Raw genomic sequence first — 25,478 nt, forward strand, 5'->3', positions numbered from 1 at the left:
AAGAATCTAGTCATGCCGAACCGCATTGTTGCAATGTTCATAGAGAGGGCATTTTGCGCACCGGCACGTCGACTCGCGACAAATAAAGTCGTTTTTTCCCCATTCCAGGTAGAACTGGAGCGCATGCGCTGCCACATAGGGGCAATCCGGACTAAGGATCTTGCAATAATCGTCCAGCATCTTCTGCTTTTTTTCCGGTTCCAGGTCCGCAAAAGAATCGTCCCGAGCAGGCCCCAGCATCGCAAGGAAACGCCTCGCCCCCATCGTCAAGGGGAGGGGCGCCGGACGTTTGGGAGATGCGCAACCAAGCCCCAGGCCAATCGGAGCGGGAATCAGCAGACGGTAGATGGCGGCACAGGCCTTCGGCCTCGGGTTTCCTTTTCCAACAAAATAAATTTCACCGAGATCGCGCCATATTCCCTCGGGGGTTCTGGAATTGAGCCACTCCAGCATGTTGCCGTGACGACGCACAAAGAGCCCGACACTCCAGAAAATTCCGGGAACATCCGGCAAGAGTTTCCATTCGTAGCCTTCGAGGGCAGATTCCGCGCACGACTGAATTTCCTTGACACTCGGCACAGGGAGATTCCAAAGGCGGTCGCCCGGGAACTGCTTCTGTAGCGCCGAGAGAACCGAGACAAACGCCGGATAATCGATTCCCTGGAACAAAGTCGTCCCCAAAAGCGTCCACGCAATTTTGGCCGAGACGTCGGATTCCCTAGACGAAACGGCGACAACCGGATCGGGGACTTTGCTGAAATGTCGTATAAAATCGACGGTCGACTTGAAAAGCGCAGGCTCGTCGCTTGCAAACCGCCTCGCCGAAACCATTAGAGTGCCTCGCCCACCTTGACCGCCATACCCACGCGGCTCTGGAAAAGGCCCGGATTCCTTTCGCGGATTTTCTTGTCCACCACGAGAATCACGGTGCTACCCATCTCGAATCGGCCCAACTCGCCACCTTTTTCCACCTCAATTTTTTGAGGCGGATTCCAGTCGTAGCGTTTGCAGTCCCTGGGAAGCTTGCCCGCATTCACCAGGAGGTCGTCAGTATAGGCGACCCCGATGCGGCCCACGTTGGTAGCCCCCACCTTCACCACGAGCATCTCGGAACCGTCGTCCAGGCGGATGTGGCTCGTGAGGCGTTCGTTGATGCAGAAGAGGCCTTCCACTCGTTCCACGCTCCCGACATTCACCGGCCAGAGCGTCCCGGGACAGTAGCTCGCCCCCACCACTTCCCCCTTCACGGGACTATGGATGCGGTGGTAGTTGAACGGAGCGAGGTAAATCGTAGCAAAGGCGCCGCCCTCAAAACGTTTCGCCATTTCTTCGTCGCGGAGCAAATCCTTGAGCGTATAGGTCTTGCCCTTCGCCTGAATCAGTTCCTGTTTCTCATCGAAAGTGGCGGTCTGCGAAAGGACGCCATCGACAGGCGAGACAATCTCGGAATCCGCAATCGGACGCATGCCGGGTTTGAGCCTGCGGATGAAAAGTTCGCCAATATTCCTGTAATGCGAAATCGGGTATTCCGATTCCTCCATGTTCAGCTTGTAGTAAGCGGCAAAGGCGTTGCGCGCAAGCTTCGAGAAAACGGGAATGCGGAGGCGCGTAAAGACACCGAAGGCGCGGCTCGCGGCGTTCTTCGGCAAAAGCTTCATGAAAACGTAAAAAGCGGTATTCATAATTTGCAAGATAGAAAAAAGTCGCTAGTGATTTTCGAGTTTGCCTACATCCGTGCTGAACATCTTCCACAGGCGAGGTGCAAAGGGGCGAGACCATTCCTTCTCGGGAGCGACCCGGCTTGTCGTTGCCGCCGTAAATTGCGAATACGTCAAGAAAACAAGCTCCCCATACCGCACATCCCACATGGTCCAGAGGATTTCCCAGGTAAAGCCGCCCTTCTTGCCCAAATCGGGAAGCATTTCAACCTTGAGGTAAATCGGCATGGTGACATACCTGATTTCGTAGCGGGATGCGATATCGTTCAACAGGTTTTTGAGCTTGGCAGGGACCTCGCGCTGCAAATCCTGCTCTACGCTGTCTCGCGACACCCAGGGAGCCATATCCGAAAGCGGCTTCCCATCGGCGAAGACGCTTTTCAGCAAGCGGAACGACAACGTGTCCAGATAGAGAGAGTCGGCATCGGGCAGCCTCATCCCCGGAAGCAGTAGTTCTCGCCGCATTTTAGGGAACGCTTTCGCGAACAGGGAATCCTCGACATGCGCAAGGTCGAAATCGAGTGCATCTGCGCTAAAGCTGTGGCACATGCGGCAATCATCCGGACGTTTCGCCACCACCTTGAGCGTCGGGAGCACCCCCACGACCGCCGAAGAATCCAGGCGCGAATAGGCAATGCCGTTCCATTCGCGATACGACTTTTCGTCGCTGATCTTGAGTTCGATTTCGCCACGGGTCCCGCATTCCTCGCACGGCGCATCCCGCATGCCGGAATCTCCGTCACCGGAGCCGCCGCGGGCATCGTCGCGAAGGCCGGCACAACCCACAAGCGAACAGATAACAAACAAAGCAAAAAAACGTTTCATCTTCATCAAAATAACAAAAAAAGCTACAGGGAGAAAATCCGCCGCAAGTCACTCACCCTGTCCGTCACAGTCAGGGCGAGGCGCAAAAGGACTGCGGCCTTTTGCGGCGGGAGCCGTCCGGCACATATCCGGCCTGGGGCCAGGCGCTCGTTAAGCGTAACGAGCCCGTGGTGGATCCGCGTCGAGACCACCACGGGGATATCGATGCCGGACAGGGCTTCCGCCCAGCCACGGCTGAACTCGCCCGACCCCGCACCCGCAATCACGAGCCCGTCCGAAACGCTAGATGCATACAGGAGGATTTTCGGGTTCGCATCCACAGAGAAATACACGACGTTCACGCGCGGGAGCGAATCGAGCCCGGAGACATCGAAAAAATTCTGTTCCTTGAGCGCATTCCAGTTGGAACCTTCGCCGGGATAGTTCACGCCCATGGGATTCATGGCGCTCGCGCTGCACTTCTGCACGCTGCGGGCATCGAAAAGTTCGCCACCGAAATAGACCCACACCTTGTTTTCGGGAGGGTCGTCATCCACGGCAAAACCGGCTGCAGCACGCACGGCACCAAGGAGATTCGCAGGGCCATCCGGATTCTTCGCCGTCGAAGGTTTCATCGCGCCCGTCAGGACAACCGCCTTTTCGCACTTGACGGTGAGACTCAGGAAATAGGCCGTCTCGTCCATCGTGTCGGTCCCATGCGTTATCACGATTCCATCGACCGCATCGTCTTCCTGCAGTTCCTTCACGCGGTTTGCAAGCGAAATCCATATTTTGTCTGTAATATCGTCGGAATTGACATTGCAGATTTCTTCGACCCGCACGTCCGCATATTCCAAAAGTTCCGGCACGGAGGCCACCAGGGTTTCGCCCGGAATCTGGCCAGAAACGTATCCCGTATCCTTGCCGCTCTCGCCGACGCCCGCAATCGTTCCGCCCGTCGTAAGGACAACTATCCTCTTCTTCGCCATCACATCACCTCTTTTATCAGCAAGTCCGTATCAACGCCGTAGAACTTTTGCAGGGCCTCGTCGACACTCATCGTGCGCAGGCTCTTGACAAACATCTTGAAATGCGAGAAGTCCGCATTCCGCGAAAGCATGCGTTCCACCATTTTTTGCGAATACCAGTACAGACGATTGGCCACGTCGGCATTCGGCTCCTTGACAAACGGTTCCGTGAGGGCTTCCTTCGAAGGAATCCCCCCAGCCGGACGTGGATTCCCCGTCCGCGAGCCGTCTATAACCTGCGCTATGCCCTCGTTGATCCACAAGGGCACCTTGGCATGCGTCATCGCCCGCACAAAGGAATGCGTGAGTTCATGGAAAAGAACCGGACGGTATATTTCGCGGTAACGCATCATCTCTACGGGTACACGGAGCTTTCCATCGTAAACCGCGCCAACCCATTCGGGCCGCGGCCCCATGCCCTGGTACTCGTTCGACCTGTAAAGCACGAGGCTCATCTTGTTCTGGGGCCTAAAATCAAACAGGCGGCAGAGGGAATCATAGGCGACTTCGAGAACCGCAAGCGCTTCCATCACATCGCTTTTCGAAGGATGACCCTCGAATTCTACGCGGAAATGCATCGAGCGCTCTATTCCGAGTTCTTCCATTTCGCGTATGAGCTGCGCCGACTTTTTCTTCAGGAAATCGAAATCGGGGGTTTTTGTCCCGATGCTGTCGACATAGCGGATACATTCCTCGTACCTTTCCTGCTCGTACAGGATGCCCGCCAGGTGGAGTTGCAGGTTCGAATCGTGAGGAGCATCACACAAAAGGGCTCGGACGCTCTTCTCCGCACATTCCCAATTCTCCGATTCCAGGCATTCCGTGGCGTTACGGACGAGAGCTTCCCTACGCTCGAACTCGAATTTCTCGGCCCTCTGCGCCTCAAAAAAACGCCAGCCCGCATAGAGCAAAAGCATTGACAAAAAGGTAACGATTAAATTTTTCATTTCGGGAAAACCGCCCTGTCCAAAATATATATTTTTTTACAAACGGCCACTTCCCGTGGCCTTGGGACAGCAACATGACCATATACGACTACACAGATTACCGTGACATCATTCGGGATTTCTATCTCGAAAAGAAGAACGGCAACGGCCGGTATTCCTATAGCGTACTCGGGCAGGCCATCGGCCTCAACGCGAGCCACGTCTTCTGCATCGTCGAAAAAAAGAGAAACCTCCCCGTCCGCTGTGTTCCCGCCGTCAAGAGAATTTTGGGCCTTACCGGCCGTGCCGCACGCTACTTCGACTTACTCCTCGCCGCATCCCGCACCAAATCCGAAAAGACAAAGACCGAAATCCTTGCAAAGGCCTTCCTGCTGCGCGATGTCAAGACGCACAGCCTCGCCGACAAGGAACAGAAATACCTGAGCGACTGGTGGACCCCCGTCATCCGCGCCCTCATCGAGGTGAACCAGGGCAAGGTCGACGCGAAGGAGATTTCCGAAAGCCTTGAACCCTCCATCGAGGAGGATAAAGTCCAGGAAAGCATCGATATCCTGAACGAACTCGGATTCATACAGGACCTCGGGAACGGCCGCGTGAAACTCGCCGACGCCCATATCAACATCGCCGGAGAGCAGAGGGCGCAGGCCATACGCCAGTTCCAGGCCAACGTCATGCAAATTGGCGCCCGTTCCCTCAACACCATCGACCCGGCCGACAGAGATATTTCTACACTTACAATGGCTGTGGACCAACAGGGTTTCGAAGACATCAAGGCCATGATCCAGGAATTCCGCAAGGACGTCCAGATCCGGGTCGACAAGTGCGGCAAGCCAACCCGCGTGTTGCAGATGAACCTCGCCCTGTTCCCCGTAGCCTTCAATAAGAAGAAAACAAAATAATGAAGTTCGCGTCGAAAATATTATTAGCGGCTCCCCTTGCGTTTTTCGCGGCCTGCACAAACTCCGGCACCGCCGGCAGCACGACAGAAACCGAAAACGCAATAGCCAAGGAAGAAGGCGGCACCGTCTCCATCCAGGTATTTAGCGGCACGGACAAGGCAGAAAAGGCCTCCTACAAGGTTCTACCCAGCTGGTTCGTCACCGATTCTACGGAAACCATCCATTCTGAAGACTACGCCTACATCGGCGAGACGGACAACCTCGGCAAGATTTTTATCGAGAACCACAAGGAAGGCTCCTACACCATCCAAATCGAGAAGGGCGATTCCGCCGCGGTGTTCCAGTACACGCTGAACAGCCTCACCAAGAACTACACCCTTTCCAAGGCGAACCTCCGCAAGCGCGGCGCCATCAAGGGATGGATTTCGCTTCCTGAAAACGCGACTCACGCCTGGGTCAACGTGGAAGGCATCGGCCGTATCCAGAAGACTGATTCGCTCGGGTTCTTCCAGTTTGATTCGCTCCCTGCCGGCAAGCTTTCGCTCAAGTCGTGGAGTCCAGAAAGCAACGAATGTATCGCCGACGCGAACGTTTCCGTCATCTCCGACGAGACAACCCATGTCGGCCATGTGCTCTCCCCGGCAAAGAAGGGCTACGTCCATTCCATGAAGTTCAAGCCCGTCGACCTCGTCTCCGACTGGATGCGCCCGATTAAAGCCCCCTACGTGCTTGTCCTCCGGCTCGATTCCACGAACTTCAAGTTTGCCGAAGCAAGCGAAGACGGTAGCGACCTGCGGCTTTATGCAAGCAACGGAGCCGAAGTCGAAATGGAAGTCGACGGCTGGGATGCATCCATCAAGAGCGCGACCGTCAACATCCGTCTCGAGAACCTGAAGGACACTTCCGACACCTGGACTCTCGAATGGGGCAACACCGATCCGAGCGACAGGGAGCCCGCCGATATCTGGAGGGACATCAGCGATTCGCTGTGGTACGACCTCAATACCGTCGAGATATTCCATTTCGACAGCGGGACCATCCGCAGCGATCTTCCCGCCCCCCTGACAAGGGACAACTGGTACATCCAATTCCACAAGAAGGATTCGCTGACCGATTCCGTAACGACTTCGTTCCTCAACTCCCTGAGCGTTCTCCAAAGCGATACAAAGGGCCGTTCCGGCAAGGTGATGCATATCGAATACGATGTCGAATACCCGGATATCGTCGTCTTCGGCACACGCCTCACCCGCCACCCGCACGACTGGAGCCGCATGGATTCCGTGGTCGTATGGCTGCGCGGCGACTGTGAATTCGAAGTCATCCTCGAATCCCTCGACGAAGATCTCAACTACAAGGCCTCGTACAAGGGCGAAGCCAAATCGAACTGGCAGAGGCTCGTGCTGCGTCCCGAAGACTTTACCTACAAGCTCCGCGATTACCACGGCTGGGACATCACGCGCAACAAGATAACGAACTTTACCGTGTTCATGTACAACGGTTCCAATCTCTGGCTCGACAACGTCCGCGTCTACGGTATCAACCGCGACGACCTGCGATAAAAGCAAACAACATAAAGCAACGCAAAAACCTCGGCATAATCGCCCGGGGTTTACTATATTGTAAGCACAAACACCCTCATTGGGGTAAAAAAGGAGACAAAACGTGAAGTTCAAATCCATGGCTCTATTTCTGTTCATTTTCGCGCTCTTCGGCAATGCGTTCGCAGATGACGGAGATGTCAAATTATCCCCCTCCATCGCAGGCAAGAAGCTTTCCTTCCATGACAGGAATTGGTTCATGGGCGAACAGATTGTCGACGCCGATGTCGCCATCAACGCCATAAAGTCGAAAGAAGAATCCTCAAGTGCCTACAGCACTGCCATGGGATTCTACTATCCGGGCCTGGTGCTTGCCTATGCAGGCGGCGCTGCACTGGGATACGGAGTCGTAGAATGGATCTGGGGAGACGGAGACCTCGGCATGTACCTCACCCTCGGCGGTGCCGGAGTCATAGGAATCTCGCTTCTGCTCTCGCATATCGCAGACGGCTACATGCACGACGCCATCGACCTCTACAACAAGGGAATCGGCATTTCGGAAACATCGCTCCGCCTTAAGCTCGTCCCCACAGAACAGGGTGGAATCGCCGTGGCGCTTGCATTCTAGAGCCACCCTGCAGCTCGCTTTTTTCTAAATTTACCCGCGTTCAAAGAGCGCGGGTTTTTCCGTGCATTTTCAATCGGAGTTTACCATGGGTTTCAAATGCGGTATCGTAGGCCTCCCGAACGTAGGCAAGTCCACCATCTTTAACGCAATCACCAACGCCGGCGCCGAAGCCGCGAACTACCCCTTCTGCACTATCGAGCCGAACGTAGGCATGGTGAGCGTCCCGGACAGCCGCCTCGACGAACTCGTGAAGGTCTACAACCCGAAGTCCATCGTCCCCGCCGTCACTGAATTCGTGGACATCGCCGGCCTCGTGAAGGGGGCCGCCCAGGGCGAAGGCCTCGGCAACCAGTTCCTCACCCACATCCGCGAATGCGAAGCCATCATGGAAGTCATCCGCTGCTTCGACGACGAGAACATCGTGCACGTGAGCGGTTCCGTGGACCCGGTGCGCGACGTGGAAGTCATCGAGACCGAGCTCATCCTCAAGGACCTCGACACCGTCGAGAAGCGCCTTTCTACCGAAGCGAAGGGCGCCCGCACCGGCAACGCCGAAGCGAAGGCTCGCCTCGCCGCCTGCGAACTTTTGAAGAAGACCATGGAAGAAGGCAAGGCCGCACGCACCGTGATGCACGACAGCGACGAGATGGAACTCATCGTCAAGGACCTTGCGCTCCTCACCGCAAAGCCGCTCTTCTACTGCGCCAACGTGAAGGAAGACGACATCCTCACCGGCAACGCCTACGTGGACCAGCTCAAGGATTACGCCGCCAAGAACGGCCACGAAGTCATCGTCATCAGCGGCAAGATCGAAGAAGAACTCTCCGCAATGGAACCTGCCGACAAGGCCGAATTCTTGAAGGAACTCGGCATGAAGGAATCCGGTCTCGACGCCGTGGTGCGCAAGGGCTACGAAATCTTGGGCCTCCGCACGTTCTTCACCGCGGGTGAAAAGGAATGCCGCGCCTGGACGTTCCACGCGGGCTACAAGGCCCCGCAGTGCGCAGGCGTCATCCACACCGACTTCGAACGCGGCTTCATCCGTGCAGAAACACTCAGCTATGCGGACTTCCTCAAGCACGGCAGCTGGAACGCCGCAAAGGAAGCGGGCCTCGTCCGCACCGAAGGCAAGGACTACCTGGTACAGGATGGCGACATCATGTACTTCCTGTTTAACGTGTAACTAAGATAAGTCGCGCAAAGCTTTTTCGCATACGTTCTCGTATGCGTGAGGTAAGCTTGCTTGCCGAAATTTTTTTCGTGTTTTAGGAGGGTCTTAGGGAGGGCGGAGCCTTCCCTATTTTCTTTTCGCTTTGAATTCTACGATAATCGGGCGGATGATTGCGGCGAGGTTCATCGCCGTTCCGATGAGAATCAGCACGGACGCAGCATAGATTCCAGCGCCCGGCTCCACATGCAGAACCTGCATGCCCATATTGACACAGGCGCGCCCTATCTGCGAGAAGAACGCCCATAGCGCAAACATCGAGAGCATGCCCATTGTCAGTGAGCCAAGCGCCGTAAACCAGGCAAAGGCAGCCGCGAGCACCAACGCGCCAACTATCCCGAACAGATGCGGAACCGGTTCCAGCTGCGGGAAACCGGGGAGCGATTCCTTGAACCTTTCCAGGGACTTCGGGTTGCTCTGTTCCATCTTCTCAAGGTAACCCTTGGCAGGCTCCTTCAGCGCTTCATGCATGTCGAGTCCGGAAGCAATCTCGTAGAACGACGGTTCCGCAATGACCTGCGTGTCGCCACACGATACCGTCATAAGCGGCATCAGCAACCCGAGAAGGGCCAGCAGGTAGGGAACCGAGATAATCTTCCGGAATAGCTTGAATCGCTTGTCGCTCTTGAGTTCTTCAGCGGCCGTCGCCATTAGCGTCCCTCAAAAAGTTTCTTCGGGAATACGCAGCGGAACCCGATGGCGTCGGACCAGTAGCGCGGATCTTCGTCATCGCTTTCCGTCAGGTTCTGCATCGATTCCTTGTCCTTCCAGGAACCGCCCTTGTAGACCTTGGTCGAACCCATCATCGCACCTGTCGGGTTAGAGGATTCCACCCAAAACGAGAACATGAAGTACTTGTCGCGGGTCCATTCGGCAACGTTTCCGGACATGTCGTAGATGCCCCATGCGTTCGGCTTCTTCGATGCGATAGGCTGCGGGCCGTAGGCAGGGCTCTTCTTGCCCATCTTGTACGAATTCTCGCGGTAGATGGCGTAATCGCCGACATCGCCGTCCTCGTCCAGGACCCAGATGGCGCCTTCGTTATTGTCGGCACGACCGGCAAATTCCCACTGGGCTTCCGTCGGCAGGTCACCGCCAAGCATCTTGCATGTAGCACGAGCATCATCCCACGTGATATTGTGGACCGGCTTCGAAGGATTCTTGTAGACAGAGCGGTTCTTGATATGCTTGGTCGTATCCGGTTCGCGGAGCATGGTCTGGTCGAAAAGCTGCTGGCTCATCTCGGTCGTCATGATAGCGAACGGGGACATCTTGACTACGCGGCCCTTGTAGCGGAAGGAACCCGAATCAATCAGAGCGACCGCGCCGTAGGTGTTGTCGCGGATAATGCGCGGAATGCTCATCTTGCTGAAGCCCGGCATATCGACATCCTTCGCATAGACGGTATCGTTCTTCTGCTGCGCGGCGACAGCCTTCGCCTTCGCTTCGGCGGCGGTCTTCTGCTGGAGAGCAATATCGTCCGCATCATACTGGTTCAGCCATTCCTGCACCTCCGGTTCGTCCACGATATATTCCGGCAAGATGAAGTCGCCCAGTCCCACCAGGTTCTGGCCATTGTATTCGAACTCGATGCGAGTGTAGCGGTAATGGTGGCGGCCAGTAATCACGCCGTCCTTACGGATCCACACCGGCTTGTTCTGCTTGAGGCTTATAAACACCTTGACTTCGCCCGCATGGTTCTGGAAGAGGGAATAGAGACTGTCAGCATTCATGCCCTTGGCCGTTCCCTTCCACATCACGTCGAAGCGCTGGCCATCCTGGCCGAACTTGAACTTGACTTCCTTCATGGGAGCCGACGCAGAATCGACGCCTTCCCCTTCGACCACCCTTTCACGGACAGGTTCAAAGGAAACAGGAGCCATCGTTCCACGGAGCGGGAGCGCCTGCAAGCTGTCGAGCTTTTTCTTGAAGGCCGTATTGATTTCGCTAACGCCCTTCATGTGGGAATTGCGCCACGCTTCTTTCGCCCTAAGACGCACGCCTTCATAAGCGGACCTGTAATTTTCATAAGTAGCATCGCCTTCGTAGAGGCCAACCGCCACAGCAGGCTTGACCTGGGGATAGCCCTTCGCAAAAGCGTTCGTATCCAGGATATCCACGACCTTCTGCAGTTCGGCGATGAACTTGTCATAGAGGATTTCCGTTTCTTCGAGGTTCTTGGCCGCCTTGACAGAAGCTTCATCCATCGAAAGTTCGACCTTCTTGTCGGCCTTGGAGGAATCAATCTTCATTAGCTTGGGCTGCATCACGAGAATTTCGCCGGACTTGACCGATCCGATATCCACCAACGGAAGAAAACCCGGGGCAGAGAATTCGAACACGTAGGCGCCTTCCTTGAGCGGATAAATTGCCTTCGGAAGCTTTTTCAACGGAGCCTCTTCGAATGCGGACTCGAGCCCCTTCACATCGCTCTTGAAGACCACGACACCGGGCAAGGCAGTCTCATTCAGAATCTGCCACTTGCCGTTCTTGATGAACAGGAGCTTCGGCACGCGGGGAGAATAAATGAAATACTTGTCGAAGTAGAGATCGTCCTCGTCCTGGAAAGCCTTCTTGTTCTGCGAAGCGTAGAAACGCATCTGGGCAACTTCGAAGGAGTTCAAATGCGCATCCTCGAGGCTAAAGGCGTGAAGTTTCTTGAAATTGTTGTAGTTCAGCTGCCCCGGAACCCACTGGTATTCCTTCGGACCCTTCTTGTGCCTCCAGTAGAGGGTATTTGTCTTCAGCGGGAAGACCGGCTTCTGCGAAACGAGGGACGGCCCCTTCATCTCGACAGCCATGTTCGCAATGGGATCAACCACGCTTCCGGTCGTAAACTGGTTCGGTGCGACCTTGAAATTCTTGTCGGCATCGGCAAAAGAAAGCGCCGGGACCAACAGCAATAGAGGCAGCAAACGGGCAAAGGACATAACTTCTCCTGTTAATTACTCACGGCTACAGAAAAAACCATAGCCCAACCATATTTAAAGATAACATCTTTGTAAGGACTTTGTTCGTGATTATTGGTTGTTTTTGCCCATTTCGAGCAAATATCCGCCCTTTTCGCCACCGACGGGCCCGAGTTCCACCTTCCAGTCGGCGAGGCGGATAATGTCCGGGTGGTGTTCGATGACAATAATGGTATCGCCACGGGCCGAAAGCTTGCGCAACATGTTCCAGAGGATCTGAATGTCCTTGAGGTGGAGCCCTGTAGTCGGTTCGTCGAGCAGGTAGACCATTTCCTGGGCAGGCTTGCGGGCAAGTTCCGCCGCCAACTTGAGGCGCTGGGATTCGCCGCCGCTGAGCGTGGTGACGGACTGGCCGAGTTTCACGTACGGGAGACCCACATCGCGCAGGCATTCCAGTTTCGGGAGAATTTTAGGCTGGTCCTTGAAGAATTCGCAGGCTTCGGCCACGCGCATGTCGAGCACATCGGCGATATTCTTGCCCTTGAAAGTAACGGTGAGGGTTTCCTGGTTGTAGCGTTTGCCACCGCAGACATCGCAGACTTCCCACACATCCGAAAGGAAGTGCATTTCCACCGAAATGGCACCGCGGCCTTCGCAGGCCTCGCAGCGACCGCGAGCCAAGTTGTAACTGAAGCGGCCATAGTCGAAGCCCTTCAACTTGGCTTGCGGCAGTTTGGCGAAAAGCCTACGGATTTCGTCAAACACGCCCGTGAAACTCGCGGGCGTGCTGCGAGGCGTCCCTGAAATCGGGCTTTGGTCCACCAGCAACACTTCGCCGCTCTGTTTTTTGCGGCCGCGGGCCTGGAACTTCTTCTTGAGCCGCGGGTAGATTTCGTCCATGACCATGGAGCTCTTGCCCGAACCCGAAACACCGCAGACCACGCTAATGGCTCCCTTCGGGAACTTTACAGACAAATTCTTAAGGTTGTTATGATTCAGTTTTTCGAATTCGTAGAATTCCGTGGAATCGGTAATAGGTTTTGCCGCGATCTCGTTTGCCATCGGGATGGTGTGCGTCAAATACTTGACCGTTTCGCTGCGCGGGAACTGCTGCAAGGCATACGGCTTGGAAAGCTGTTCCGGAGAACCTTCGGCGACGACCTCGCCACCGAACTCTCCCGCCGCCGGACCCATATCGATAATATGGTCCGCCGCCTGCATCATCTTCATGTCATGTTCCACAACGACAAGCGTATTACCGAGGTCGCGCAGGCGGTAAAGCGTATCGAGCAACATGGCGGTATCGCTTTCGTGCAGGCCCACCGTAGGTTCGTCAAGCACATAGAGCACGCCTTCGAGGCCGCTACCGATCTGGCTTGCGAGGCGAATGCGCTGCGATTCACCGCCACTGAGCGTGTCGCCCGCGCGGTCAAGGCCGATGTAGCCGAGCCCCACGCCCTTGAGGAAGTTGAGACGTCCGACAATTTCGCGGAGCAAAGGTTCGGCGACCGTCATCTTGCCATCGGGATTTTTGTCTTTTCCGAAATTGTCGCGTTTGAAGTTTTCGTTGCTGAACCATTCGAGCGCCTGGGCGATGCTCATGTGGTTCACATCCATAATGTTCTTGTCGCCGATGCGAACCGCAAGGTATTCGGGTTTGAGGCGTTCGCCGTGACAATCCGGGCAAACTTCGCCATCTTTAAAGTGACCGAGGCCAAGGCAGGTTTCGCAAGCGCCCCAGTGCGTGTTGAAACTGAAGTGTTTCGGGTTCAACGCCGAATCCATGTACCAGCCGCAATCGGGGCAGCCCGGCTTTTCGGAGCAGGCCAAGCGACCGCCCTTTTCATCTTCCACGTAGAGAATTCCGTTGCCGTCGCGGTAGCCGCGTTCAAAGGCTTCTACCAGGCGGGCACGGTTTTCTTCCTTGACCACCACCGTATCGACCACAGCGAACAACTGTTTTTCGCGGGTCGGAATCTTCGGCAGCGGAAGTTCCTCCAGTTTATTGCCGAGGTAAACCTTGCGGTAGCCCTTCTCAGTGAGGATTTTCGAAAGTTTGAGCACATCCTTGATTTCGAACGGAGCAAGCACAGTGACTTTCTTATTCAAGTCGCGGTCGAAGGCGTATTGCATCAGGTCGCCCGCGCTGTACGAAGACACAGGCTTCCCGCATTTTAAACAATGCGGGGTGCCGACCCTCGCCCAGAAAATGCGGAAGTAGTCATAAATTTCGGTGAGGGTCGCCACCGTACTGCGCGGGCTCTTGCTCGCACTCTTCTGGTCAATCGCAATCGCAGGAGCCAAGCCCGAAATGGAATCGATGCTCCCGTGGTCAGGACGACCCAAGAAGCGGCGGGCGTAAGTGCTCAAGGTTTCCACAAAGCGTCGCTGGCCTTCGCTAAAGAGCGTATGGAAAGCAAGGCTCGATTTGCCGGAACCCGACACGCCTGTGACCACCGTGAGCTTGTGGCGTGGAATCGTCACGTCGATGTTCTTCAGGTTATGCTTGCGGGCGCCATGCACCTCGATATCGAGCGACAAGTCTTCGCCGCCCTTGAGCGTGCGGTCAAAATGCTGATTTTCGCCATGCTTTTTCGCAAGCACCGGCGCGAGATAGCGGCCCGTCTCGGACTTCTTGCTCTTCGCAATCTGTTCCGGCGTTCCCGTCGCAATCACGCGACCACCATGAATGCCTGCATCCGGGCCCAAGTCGATAATCCAGTCGGCGCACTTGATCACGTCCAAATTGTGTTCGATAATCACGACGCTGTTGCCGAGGCTACGCAGACGATTCAGGCAATCCATGAGCTTGCGGATATCTTCGAAATGCAAGCCCGTCGTCGGTTCGTCGAGCAGGTAAAGCGTCTTGCCGGTACCCGGGCGACGCAGTTCAGAAGCAATTTTAATGCGCTGCGCCTCTCCCCCGCTCAGCGTTGTCGAAGGCTGGCCCAAAGTAAGGTAGCCGAGACCCACTTCCACAAGCAAATTCAGCGGTTCTGCAATCTTCGGGATGTCCTTGAAGAATTCCGCCGCATCGGCAATGCTCATATCGAGAATTTCGGAGACGTTCTTGCCCTTATAATAGACTTCGCGCGTTGCATCGTTAAAGCGCTTGCCGCCGCACACATCGCAAGTCACCTGCACGCTGGGCAAAATGTGCATATCCACAATTTTCACGCCCGCGCCTTCGCAGGCATCGCAGCGGCCGCCCTTCACGTTAAAACTGAATCGGCTCTTGCTGTAACCGCGAATTTTGCTTTCCTCCATGCTCGCGAAAAGGTCGCGGATATCGTCCCAAATCTTGGTATACGTCGCCGGATTGCTTCGCGGCGTGCGGCCAATGGGCGTCTGGTCGATTTCAATCACCTTGTCGATGTTTTCGAGGCCTTCCAGATGGTCGAACTTGCCGACCGGTTCTTCGGAATTGTAGAACACGCGGGCCAGTTCGCGGCGCAAAATCTGATTAATCAGCGTACTCTTGCCGGAGCCCGAAACGCCCGTCACCACCGTGAGCGCACCATCGAGCGGGATTTCAACATCAATGTTCTTCAGGTTGTTTTCGGCGGCACCGCAAATCTTGAGTTTCGGCGTATTCTTGTCAATCTTCTTTCGCTTCTCGGGAATCTCGATTGCCTTACGGCCACTCAAATAAGCGCCCGTCAGCGACGCCTTGTTCTTCTCGAGTTCCTCGACGGTTCCAGCCGCAATCACGCGACCGCCTTCCACGCCGGCACCCGGCCCCACGTCAATCACGCAGTCCGCATGGCGCATGGTGTCTTCGTCGTGTTCCACGATAATCAAGGAGTTGCCCTGCGCGCGCAAATGCTCCAGCATCCCGAGCAACTTATCGTTATCGCGCGGGTGGAGCCCGATGCTCGGCTCGTCAAGTACGTAAAGCACGCCCTGCAGGCCGGCGCCCACGGCGCTTGCAAGCCTGATTCGCTGCGCCTCGCCGCCACTCAAAGTAGAAGCCTTACGGTTAATCGTCAAATAACCGAGCCCCACCGCATTCAAGAAAGAAAGTCGCCCACGGATTTCCTTCAGAATTTCCTTGCCGATTCGCTTTTCCTTCTCGGACAAGTCGAGCTTGTTGAAAAATTCCACCGACTTCTCGACGGACCATTCCGTCATCTCGGTCAGGTTATGCCCGTGGAACGTGACCGCATTCGCCGTGCGGTTGATACGCGTGCCGTGGCATTCGGGGCAAACGCCTATCTGCATGTACTTGCGGAAGTGGTAGATGTGCCACATGTCCCACAATTCCTGCATGATGGGGATAATACCGCGCTCCGATTCGCTCGGCGTGCCGTACAGTACGGCATCCTGCTGTGCCTTCTTGAGCTTGTTCCACGGCGTATCGAGCGAAAAATGCATCTCGTTTGCGATGTTGCGCAAGTTGCGGCGGCCAAAGTCGCTAAAAATCAGCGTGCCGTCGTCCTTCTTGATGGTCGCGATGCAGCCTTCCTTAATCGATTTCGTCTTGTCCGGGATAATCAAGTCCAAGTCGAACTTGTAGCTTTCGCCCATACCCTTACAGGCGGGGCAGCGGCCCTTCGGGTCGTTAAAGCTGAAGAACCGCGGTTCCAGTTCCGGGATGGAGATGCCGCACTTGGGGCAAGCCAAGAGCGTTCCCTGCAAACGGTATTCTTCCTTGGCCGACGCATCCCCCGCACCTGCAGAACCGCCCGCCGACAGCAAGAAGCTCACCAACTTTCCGTCAGTCAACTTCAGCGCGCCTTCCAGCGCCTCACGCAAGCGGCTCATGTTCTTGCGTTCAAGCGTCAAGCGGTCAATCACGGCCTCGATGGTATGCTTCTCGTAACGCACGAGTGCCGGGACATCTTCCAAGCGGTAAATCGTGCCATCCACACGGGCTCGTACAAAGCCGTTTTCCTTGAGTTCGGCCAGTTCCTTGCGGTATTCGCCCTTGCGCTCCTGCACAATCGGCGCCATCACCGTAATCTGCTTGCCCTCATCGCTCACATACAAATTATCGACAATCTGGTCCACCGTCTGCGCCTGGATCACTCGCCCGCAATCGGGGCAATGCGGCACGCCCAAGCGCGCAAAAAGCAAGCGGTAATGGTCCAAGATTTCCACCACCGTACCCACCGTCGAACGCGGGTTTCGGTTCACCGTCTTCTGGTCAATCGAAATCGTCGGCGAAATGCCGCGCACGCTCTCCACCTCGGGGTGTTTCATGCGGCCGATAAACTGACGCGCATACGCCGAGAGCGACTCCACAAAACGGCGCTGGCCTTCCTGGAACACTGTATCGAAGGCAAGGCTCGACTTGCCCGAACCCGACACTCCGGTCACCACCACGATGGAATCGCGTGGAATAGAAAGGTTCACATGCCTAAGGTTATGTTCGTGCGCATCGCGGATTTCGATAGACTTGGTCATGCCCCAAATATAAAAAAAGACGGCCTAACCGTCTAATTTTTAGTGAACATTTGTGCAAAATTTCAATACAAAGCGACCTTTTTACGGAGCATCTACTTCAGCACAATCTTCTCGGTCAGTTCCAGATTGCCCTTGACCTTGAGCAGGTAGCTACCGGACTTTACGCCGCCGAAATCGATGTTCCCAGCGGCATAGCCACTACGGACCACGTTGCCCTGCATGTCGAAAAGTTTGTACTGCACGTTCTGCCCAAGTCCGTTCAAGGTCACCAATCGGCCCAACACAGAAATCGATGCAGACGAAACGGTTTTCAATCCGCTAAGTTTGGTGAAACATCCAGGACCACCACACGGCGGACATTGCGCATGTCCATCGCCATCGGACTTGCATCCGGATCCGGGCCAATAATCCTTAACTGTCTTTCCGCCCTTACAAGTCCCTTTGGGACCGACCTCGAAAATACGAAGTTCGCCATCCGCCACAGACGCACCGCCATCGATTTTAAACATGACAGACCGAGCGGCCTTGAACGCCTCCATGCAACTGGCAACTTTGTTAGAATCAGCAGCCCACGTCGGCTGAGCAAAATCCTCGATTGCCTTGTCAACCGTCGTCGGCTCTAAAGCCTTGGGAAGCTTCGCAAAACATGGGGTGTTGCCGGTTTTGTCTGTAATGACCTCAAGCCATACTTCCATATCTGAGGTATAAGTGGCACAAAGCCCCCCGATCGACGAAATGTCGAGCCCAGGGTCGCCCATTTGAACTATATTGAAGCCGAACTTGACGAAGTTGTAAGGATATTCTTCTGTTTGCCCCGTAGTTGTCGGGTCTTCCAGACGGTACTTGACAGCCAAGTAGCCGAGACTGTCAATCATCGGAGCGATCAACGAGCCGTTATAACCCGTGGTGTCGTACGGATACGCGATATAAGACCCACCATGGTCATTCTTGCGGTCATCAAGATCGTACCAATAGCTGCCAAGTATTCCTGGGTCATGCGAAAGATTTTCTGGATTAGGGGTACTTATCCACATTTCTGCATCAGTTCCATCGAACCAGATTTCAGGATTCACATACTCTGCAAACGCAAACGACGCTGCAACGGCCATACCAACAGTAAGAACTTTTGCTTTCATAGACTCCTCCGTCTCTAAGGATTGGTGATCCCAATACCATCCTTGCCGAAATATAACTTTCTTTTCGAATAAAAGAAATTTTTTTTCAAAAAAAACTTTCCGACTTGGAACATGCCCGACGGCCGGCCAAAAGTAATAAAATTGTAAGTTTTTTGACCTTAAGCGAACACTTCCCTATATTCTACATAATTCTATTATTAAGCATCTTTTCGAGGATCTATGAAACTGAGCAAGTACCCCAGCGTCTTCGCGTTCCTGTTGTTCGTCTTTTGCAGCATTTTTGTGCAGATGGGCCTGTTCGTCCACTTCCAGCGCTGGCTGTCATTCTCGTTCGAGGGGTCCGCGTTCTGGTGGCGCAGTATGTTACTCCAGGTCGCCATTTTTGCCCCGAGCATATTCATGATGCCCGCGGCAAGCTACTTCGCAGGCCACTTCCACAAGGGTCGCGTGATGGCATGGTCATCCGTGGGGATGCTGGCCTCCGTCATTGCCATTGTCGTGTGCTACGTGGCCGGCGCCGAATGGGTCGCCTACGGTCTTCTCGGCCTCTACGGCATTTTCCTCGCGGTACTGAGCCCCGCAAAGCTCGGCATCATGAAGGAGATGGTCGAAAGCGAAGACCTCGTAAAAATCAACTCCTGGTACATGGTGCTCTCCGTCCTCGGCACGGCGGGCGCGGCGTTCTTCGCCATGGGGCTTTCGGGCAGGCCCGATTCCCCCGTAAGCATTGACCTTACTCTCTGGATTTACCTTGGACTCAGCGTCGTCGCGACCATCGCCGGGTTCTGCATCCGCGTCGGAGCACACCACGATTCGCTCAAGCTTCGTTCCCCGATGCGCAACTTCTCCGCCACCTGGAGCCACCCCATCGTGCGCCTTTCCATCCTCGGGCTTTCCGCGTTCTGGGGCGTGACGCAGATATTCCTCATCCTCATCCAGAACATGACCGACATGCTCAACACGGCGGTCATTCCCATCTCGATGTTCATCGTCACGCTGGGCTACGTCATCGGCGCCCTGTCGGCAAGCTGGGCATCCAAGGGATTCGTCGAGACCGGATTCATCCCCTTCTCGGCCGCCGTATCGGCTGGCACGATGGTCGCACTACCCTTCGTACACAACGACTGGCTCCAGGGCATCCTCTACGGCATCATCGGATTCTGCGCCGGCTCCGCATTCGTCATCCTCCGCACGGTCATCCAGAGTTTCACGCGTCCCGACACAGCAGGCCGCATCCATGCCGTCGCCAACTGCATCCAGATGGCGTTCCTCGTGCTCATCATGGGCGGGCAGACACTATTACTCATCTTTACGCCAATAACGGTCGACCACTGCTTCATGATCCTCGCGGTCATCCTGGCGCTGACCTTCATCACGAACCTCAGGCAGACCCCGATGGCCCTGCTGCGCGCGGCACTGCGATTCGCATTCGCTTTCGTATTCCGCTACCGCGTCAAGGTGATGGGCGTGCAGAACATCCCCGAGACGGGCCCCCTCCTCCTGGTGGGGCCGCACTTCAGTTTTATCGACTGGGCCGTACTCCAGATGTCGAGCCCAAGGCCGCTCCGCATCGCAAGCAACAGAAACACGTTCGCCGACTGGTACCTGCGCTGGCTTTCGCACGGAAAATTCGTCATCGACATCAACAGGCGCGACCCGGCCCCCGCCATGGAAGAAATCCGCAAGGCGCTCCTGAATGGCGAAGCTGTCGTCATCTTCCCCGAGGGCGAAGTCTCGAAAACTCCCTTCGTTTCGACATTCTCCCTCGACTACTCCAAGGCAATCGAGGGTACAGGCGCCCAGATTGTGCCGTTCTACATCCAAGGGCTCTGGGGCAGCCGCTACAGCCAAGCCTCCGAATGCGTCAACCGTCCGCAATCCTTCAACCGCGTCATCAGCGTCGGATTCGGGAAGCCGCTCCCCACAGACGCCAGCGAGAAGCAAATCCGCAAAGACCTGCAGTTCCTCGCCACCGACATCTGGAACATGGCGATGGACCACTCCGAATCGATTGTCCCGCTCTGGTTCAAGGCCATGCGCAAACGCCGCAGCCGAGTCATCCTTATCGACCCCGCAGGCAACCACGTGAGCGGCTACGGAATGATTCGCCTCTGCCACTACTTCGGCAAGAAAATCCGCTCCGTCGCAAGGAACGACCAGAACGTGGGATTCATGCTCGCGACCAGCCGCGACGCGGCACTCGGCATCATGTCCATCCTGGGCGCCGGAAAGACCAGCGTGAACCTCAACTATTCCTCCCCCGTCGACACCATCCTCGGCTGCATCGAGAAGGCCGATGTTTCCACGGTCGTCACGACACGCGCGTTCTACGAGAAAATCTGCGGCAGGAACCCCGCGTTCGGGCAAATTGCCGGGAAATGCAAAATGATCTACCTCGACGAGGAAGAAGCGAAGATTACCACGTTCGACCGTATCTTCTCAACGTTCATAGTCATCGCGACTCCCAAGCCCATCCTCCGCAGGCTCTGGTTCACTTCCGCCAAGCTTTCCGACGATGCAGTCATCCTCTTCAGTTCCGGTTCCGAAGGTTCGCCGAAGGGCGTGGAGCTCACGCACAAGAATGTCATCTCGAACGCGCAGCAGGGCGACCACATCATCAAGCTCCGCCGCACCGACGTAATGACGGCGCTCCTGCCCCTGTTCCATTCCTTCGGCTTCACGCTCACGTTCATGATGCCGCTTTTGGACGGCGTTCCCATGGTGCTCTGCCCCGACCCGACCGACATCAAGACGCTTGCCCGCGTGTGCGCCCAGTACAAGACGACCATCATGATGGGCACGCCCACGTTCCTCCGCGCCATCGTCGTGAGCCGCTGGGTCCACCCCATGTGCCTCGATTCGCTCCGCTACATCATCGCAGGTGCCGAAAAGCTCCGTCCCGAGATGCGCGAGACATTCAAGCTCAAGTTCGGAAAGGATATCTACGAAGGCTACGGCTGCACGGAACTCACGCCGCTTGCCACGCTCAATGCCCCGAACGCACTGCTCGACGACTTCCTCACCCTCGAAAAGTGCTGCGACCTGTCGAGCATCGGCATGGGAGTCCCGGGTTCCATCGCGGCAATCATCGACCCCGAGACCAACGAGTTCATGCCGCAAGGCGAAGAGGGCATGCTTGTCGTGTCCGGCCCGCAGGTAATGAAGGGCTACCTCAAGGATCCGGAAAAGACGGATTCCGTCGTCATCGAGATCGACGGCAGACGCTGGTACAAGACGGGCGACAAGTGCAAGCTCACCCCCGACGGGTTCGTCCAGATTCTCGGCCGCTACAGCCGGTTCGCGAAACTCGGCGGCGAAATGATTTCGCTTACCGCCGTGGAGCTCCGCATTGCCGAATCGAAAATCCTCGACAACATGGAATTCGCCGTGACCGCCGTCCCCGATTCGGTGAAGGGCGAACGCATCGTGCTGCTCGTGAATGGCGACTGCGACGTCGAGGAAATCTCGCGCAGGCTGCGAAAGTCCGGAATTCCCCCGCTGATGCTGCCGGGTTCCGTATTCAATGTCGAAAGCATCCCCAAGCTCGGGAGCGGCAAGTGGGATTTCAACGGCATGAAGAAACTCGCCACCGAGCTCGTGGAAAACAGGAACAAATAGCCAGTAGACGAATCTATCGCCAAATCTGCATCAAAATGCGATTTTTGAGGCATCCACACTTGACGGAAGCGCACTTATAAGATATATTTGGCATCACTTACGGGGATATAGCTCAGTTGGTAGAGCGACAGGTTCGCAATCTGTAGGTCATGGGTTCGACTCCCACTATCTCCATGAAAAGAGGACGGTTCATCCGCCCTCTTTTCTTTTCCCCAAAATCAGCATCAAATGCTGCGCTAGATGTCGAATTTCACCCCGAGTTTCACTTCGTTCACGAGGCTGTTGTCGGGGAAATAGTTCTTGAGGCTGTTGGGAAGCCAGTAATGCAGGTAGAGCTGCTCGAAGCCAACGTAAAACGTGAAAATGTTCGGGTTCCATCCGAGCGAAAGGCCCCACGAGACAGAGAACTTGCGCATCTTCTCGTATTCGCTAGACGCGCCATCCACCAGGAACGCGTACAGCAGGTTCATCTTGGATTCCAGGGAAAGCCTGTTCCGGAACCGGTACGAAATCTTCGAGCGGACCGTAGGGCCAATCCAACGGCTCATACGGTATTCCATTTCCACATCGGAAGTTTCCGCCTGCGCCATCTGTTCTAGCCAGTCGGCGTAGGCAGCATCCATATACGATTGCAGGATGCCATTCCTGGAATCGGCGCAGACTTCCTCGCCATGGTCCCTGACGCACTCCCCCCAGAAATCCGTAAAGGGGGGCATCGTCCCGGGAGGCATGCTTCCGTCGACGCACATTCCGAATTCGTTCCGCTCGCAATCTTCCGAGAGATTGTCGACATAGCCGATGACATCGGCGAGGGAATCGGCCTCGTATTTAACACCCGCATAGACCTGGCCGTTCAGACCCAGCGGCACAGTCCGGTGCCACGTCGCATAGACGGCCGCAGTCGTATTCCCGCCCCAACGGGTATAGCCCCAAATCGCGGCTCCGATACGCTGTTTCTCGAAGCGTTTCGCATCGAACTCGAACCATAGGAACGCGGCGGGTTCAAACTTGTCCATGTCGTAGATGTTGTATTCCATGCCAACATCGAGCATGAGGCTTTCCCCAACAAGGGAATACTCAATCCCGGGCACCAGCATCCAGGTACAAGTGTCCAGCACGGGGACGTTGTCCGCAAAAATGCAGTCCATCGCAAAAGAGAGGCCAAAGGAGTGGATCCAGTCGCCCACGTTCCAGTCCAAGAACGCGTTCAGCGTCAGGTAAGCATCTCCGCCATATCGGGCGCTCGAATCCGAAGCGGAAAAATCATCGTAGCGCAGGGCATAGCCGCCCACATCGCCCTGAAGACGGAACGAGACCGAACTGCCGTCACGGGAGATTCCCAGGGCATCGTAGTATTCGTTCACAATTTCGCGGATTTCGTCGGTATATTCGCCGCCGATATCGATGGCGCGTTCAAACAACGAAAGGGAGCCGGAAACATCCCCGGCTTCTTCTGCCTTCAACGCCTGATAGTAAACCTCCTCCTGGGTCTCGGCCAAGAGGACAGACGAAAGCAATAGTATCAGTACTACTGCGATTTTATTCATTTCGGAGGCATCGGACCCCAGCCCCACCAAGGAAATGGCATGAAGCCGGGATTGCCCCGCATCGGATTCATTTCGGGAGAATCAGCGCGTTCCGGACGTTCAGCCTCCGGACGACGCTCGCGAGGCTCTTTTTGATGCTTTTTCCCTTCGAAGTGAGACTCTTCGTTCCGATTTTTCGAAACCTTCTGACGTATATCCTGCTTCTCGACGTTGGAACTTTCCCTCAACCTGGAGAGGATCTGTTCCCTCGCCTGCTTTCTTTCTGCACGTAGCTTTTGCCAGTCTGCACTTTCCTTAGCGCCCAAATCCGGGGTTCCTTGCGAAACTTCCGTCTTTTCGGCAGGGGTCGGAATGCTGGACTCCGGAGCAGCAAGGCCATCACGGGCGAACGAGAGCGCCGCCGCGATGAGAACCATTGATATGAAAGTCAAGCGTTTCATACTCTTCCTACTGCAAAAACCGTGCCAACATCCCTTTAGGCTTTCTTTCTAGGTTTTTTAGCCACCTATCGTCAATAATATAGATAAAATGCATCCAAAAGCAAAGTAAAAATTGATACCCATTGTCCCACCGGGTTCAAAAGTCCCGTTTTTCCAAATTACGCATCAGTTCCGGAAATCCTCTTTCTTGATACCCAGGCGCTCCATCACCTCGCGAAGCACCTTGCGGTCAATCCCGAGGATCGTGGCCGCCAGCGTGAGGTTCGCGTTGCTGTCCCGCAGGGCCCTAGAAATGACGTCGCGTTCCACGGCCTCGCGGGCTTCCTTGAGCGTGCGGGGACTTTCCTTCGTCTGCTCCTGCAGGTCGTCGAGTCCCAGATCCTTGGGCTGGATGACCCCGTGGACCGCCTGGACAAGCGCCTTCTGGATGCGGTTCTCGAGTTCGCGGACGTTTCCCGGCCAATGGTAGCCGAGCAGCGCCTTCTCGGAATTGCGGCTTAGCTTGAACTTTCCGCGACCGTATTCAGCGCCATACCTGCGAATAAATTCTTCGGCCAGGAGAACCACGTCCTGTCCGCGTTCACGCAGGGGCGGAATCGAGAGGGGCATCACCTGGATACGGAAGTAGAGGTCCTCGCGGAACTTCTTTTCGCGCACGGCCTCTTCCAGGTCCACATGTGTCGCGGAGATGACGCGCACGTTCACCGGGATTTCGCGGTTATCGCCCACGCGCGTGATATGCTTTTCCTGCAGCACGCGCAACAGTTTCACCTGCATGTTCAGCGGCAGGTCGCCGATTTCGTCGAGGAATATGGTGCCGCCGTCGGCTTCCTCGAAAAAGCCCTTGCGAGAATCGATGGCACCCGTGAACGAGCCCTTCGCATGCCCAAACAGGAGCGATTCGATCAGGTGTTCCGGGATGGCGCCGCAATTCACCGCAATGAACGGGCGTTCGGCGCGCGGGCTCTGCCTGTGGATGAACCTCGCGAAAACTTCCTTGCCCGTGCCCGTCTCGCCACGGATAATCACCGGGAGCGGGAGCGGTGCGAGCTTTTCGGCCAAGGCGACTAGTTCGGACATCGCCGGGCTCGAATACACGATTCCATCCTTGCGGACAACGTTCTTCAAAACGTCCAGGGATTCCTTGTCGCGCAGGCGGTCGTAGGCCGCAAACGCAAACTTTTCACAGACAGCGACAAACGAATCAAACAGTTCGCTGTCTTCATCGGTAAAGGGTTCCTTGCGGGCGGCGCGCTGCAAGTAGAGGTAGCCCGATTCGCTATCGGGAGTGCGGAAAGGCGACACCATGATGCTCGTGAGCTGGTTCTGCACAATCGACTTCGAGAGGTCCGCCCCATCGTCGTCGAGCTGGTTCCACACCACCGCCTTGCCTTCGCTTTTGGCCTGTTTCACCGCCGAGATAGAAATGGATACCTGTTCCGGATTCGAGAAGTGGAGCGGAGAATCGCCGGCGATTTCGAGGACACCGGCATCCGCGTGCAGCACGCCCTTCGCGACCGAAAGTATCTTCGGGAAGAGCTCTTCCGGCTTGTCCTCGTCGAGAAGCGTCTTCACCACATCCAGCATTTTCTCTGTTGCAAGCATCGATTCCGATTTCATAAACATCCTTTC

At 55.7% G+C, this 25,478-nt stretch carries 17 protein-coding genes and 1 tRNA gene; 6 read left to right on the forward strand and 12 right to left on the reverse strand.

What is annotated here, in order from left to right:
• Positions 1–6: 6 nt before the first annotated feature.
• The 5 genes from B4A77_RS09445 to B4A77_RS09465 are packed head-to-tail and all read right to left on the reverse strand — an operon-like array spanning position 7 to position 4,467.
• Positions 7–831: a hypothetical protein gene (locus B4A77_RS09445; RefSeq protein WP_173380935.1), complete on the reverse strand. Its 825-nt coding sequence runs from the start codon at positions 829–831 to the stop codon at positions 7–9.
• A complete protein-coding gene (asd, locus tag B4A77_RS09450) occupies positions 831–1,682 on the reverse strand; it encodes an archaetidylserine decarboxylase (RefSeq protein ID WP_173380934.1) in 852 nt (283 codons plus the stop codon). Before asd ends, B4A77_RS09445 begins: the two co-directional genes overlap by 1 nt.
• Before the next feature lie 24 nt (positions 1,683–1,706).
• Positions 1,707–2,543: a hypothetical protein gene (locus B4A77_RS09455; RefSeq protein ID WP_290724123.1), complete on the reverse strand. Its 837-nt coding sequence runs from the start codon at positions 2,541–2,543 to the stop codon at positions 1,707–1,709.
• 23 nt (positions 2,544–2,566) lie between these two features.
• Positions 2,567–3,511: an asparaginase gene (locus B4A77_RS09460; protein ID WP_290724125.1), complete on the reverse strand. Its 945-nt coding sequence runs from the start codon at positions 3,509–3,511 to the stop codon at positions 2,567–2,569.
• Positions 3,511–4,467, reverse strand: coding sequence for a hypothetical protein (locus B4A77_RS09465; protein WP_290740207.1), 957 nt, complete (start codon positions 4,465–4,467; stop codon positions 3,511–3,513). The genes B4A77_RS09460 and B4A77_RS09465 overlap by 1 nt, the downstream gene beginning before the upstream one ends.
• A gap of 104 nt (positions 4,468–4,571) precedes the next feature.
• Between B4A77_RS09465 and B4A77_RS09470 the strand changes: the two genes are divergently transcribed.
• The 4 genes from B4A77_RS09470 to ychF all read left to right on the forward strand — a co-directional run bounded on the left by B4A77_RS09470 (position 4,572) and on the right by ychF (position 8,745).
• Positions 4,572–5,396 carry a TIGR02147 family protein gene (locus B4A77_RS09470; protein ID WP_173380930.1) on the forward strand — a complete coding sequence of 275 codons (825 nt, stop codon included), beginning with the start codon at positions 4,572–4,574 and terminating at the stop codon, positions 5,394–5,396.
• The gene (locus B4A77_RS09475; protein ID WP_290740210.1) at positions 5,396–6,955 is read left to right on the forward strand and encodes a hypothetical protein; all 1,560 of its coding nucleotides are present in this window, start codon (positions 5,396–5,398) and stop codon (positions 6,953–6,955) included. Before B4A77_RS09470 ends, B4A77_RS09475 begins: the two co-directional genes overlap by 1 nt.
• A 103-nt stretch (positions 6,956–7,058) precedes the next feature.
• A complete protein-coding gene (locus B4A77_RS09480) occupies positions 7,059–7,562 on the forward strand; it encodes a hypothetical protein (RefSeq protein WP_290732163.1) in 504 nt (167 codons plus the stop codon).
• An 85-nt stretch (positions 7,563–7,647) separates the two neighbouring features.
• Positions 7,648–8,745, forward strand: a complete 1,098-nt coding sequence (ychF, locus tag B4A77_RS09485; RefSeq protein WP_290740213.1) for a redox-regulated ATPase YchF — start codon at positions 7,648–7,650, stop codon at positions 8,743–8,745.
• A gap of 114 nt (positions 8,746–8,859) precedes the next feature.
• On the opposite strand, the gene B4A77_RS09490 is transcribed toward ychF, so the two are convergent.
• The 4 genes from B4A77_RS09490 to B4A77_RS09505 all read right to left on the reverse strand — a co-directional run bounded on the left by B4A77_RS09490 (position 8,860) and on the right by B4A77_RS09505 (position 18,241).
• Positions 8,860–9,441, reverse strand: coding sequence for a hypothetical protein (locus B4A77_RS09490; protein WP_173364944.1), 582 nt, complete (start codon positions 9,439–9,441; stop codon positions 8,860–8,862).
• The gene (locus tag B4A77_RS09495; RefSeq protein WP_290740215.1) at positions 9,441–11,720 is read right to left on the reverse strand and encodes a formylglycine-generating enzyme family protein; all 2,280 of its coding nucleotides are present in this window, start codon (positions 11,718–11,720) and stop codon (positions 9,441–9,443) included. The genes B4A77_RS09490 and B4A77_RS09495 overlap by 1 nt, the downstream gene beginning before the upstream one ends.
• Before the next feature lie 90 nt (positions 11,721–11,810).
• Complete coding sequence (gene uvrA / locus B4A77_RS09500; RefSeq protein ID WP_290740218.1) at positions 11,811–17,105, reverse strand: excinuclease ABC subunit UvrA; 5,295 nt, start codon at positions 17,103–17,105, stop codon at positions 11,811–11,813.
• 92 nt (positions 17,106–17,197) lie between these two features.
• The gene (locus B4A77_RS09505; protein ID WP_290740221.1) at positions 17,198–18,241 is read right to left on the reverse strand and encodes a T9SS type A sorting domain-containing protein; all 1,044 of its coding nucleotides are present in this window, start codon (positions 18,239–18,241) and stop codon (positions 17,198–17,200) included.
• A gap of 219 nt (positions 18,242–18,460) precedes the next feature.
• Here B4A77_RS09505 and B4A77_RS09510 point away from each other — a divergent pair, with 219 nt between their 5' ends.
• Both B4A77_RS09510 and B4A77_RS09515 read left to right on the forward strand, forming a co-directional pair.
• Positions 18,461–21,859: an MFS transporter gene (locus B4A77_RS09510; RefSeq protein ID WP_173380923.1), complete on the forward strand. Its 3,399-nt coding sequence runs from the start codon at positions 18,461–18,463 to the stop codon at positions 21,857–21,859.
• 101 nt (positions 21,860–21,960) lie between these two features.
• Positions 21,961–22,033 (forward strand) — tRNA-Ala (locus B4A77_RS09515).
• 62 nt (positions 22,034–22,095) lie between these two features.
• Here B4A77_RS09515 and B4A77_RS09520 read toward each other — a convergent pair.
• From B4A77_RS09520 to B4A77_RS09530, 3 genes are all read right to left on the reverse strand, one after another.
• Positions 22,096–23,406, reverse strand: coding sequence for a hypothetical protein (locus tag B4A77_RS09520; RefSeq protein ID WP_290740224.1), 1,311 nt, complete (start codon positions 23,404–23,406; stop codon positions 22,096–22,098).
• On the reverse strand, positions 23,403–23,846 hold the full coding sequence (locus tag B4A77_RS09525; RefSeq protein ID WP_173364951.1) for a hypothetical protein: 444 nt from the start codon (positions 23,844–23,846) through the stop codon (positions 23,403–23,405). The genes B4A77_RS09520 and B4A77_RS09525 overlap by 4 nt, the downstream gene beginning before the upstream one ends.
• A gap of 165 nt (positions 23,847–24,011) precedes the next feature.
• Positions 24,012–25,466 carry a sigma-54 interaction domain-containing protein gene (locus tag B4A77_RS09530; protein ID WP_173364952.1) on the reverse strand — a complete coding sequence of 485 codons (1,455 nt, stop codon included), beginning with the start codon at positions 25,464–25,466 and terminating at the stop codon, positions 24,012–24,014.
• Positions 25,467–25,478 lie beyond the last annotated feature (12 nt).

Source organism: Fibrobacter sp. UBA3718, assembly GCF_002371935.1.
Classification (GTDB): Bacteria; Fibrobacterota; Fibrobacteria; order Fibrobacterales; family Fibrobacteraceae; genus Fibrobacter.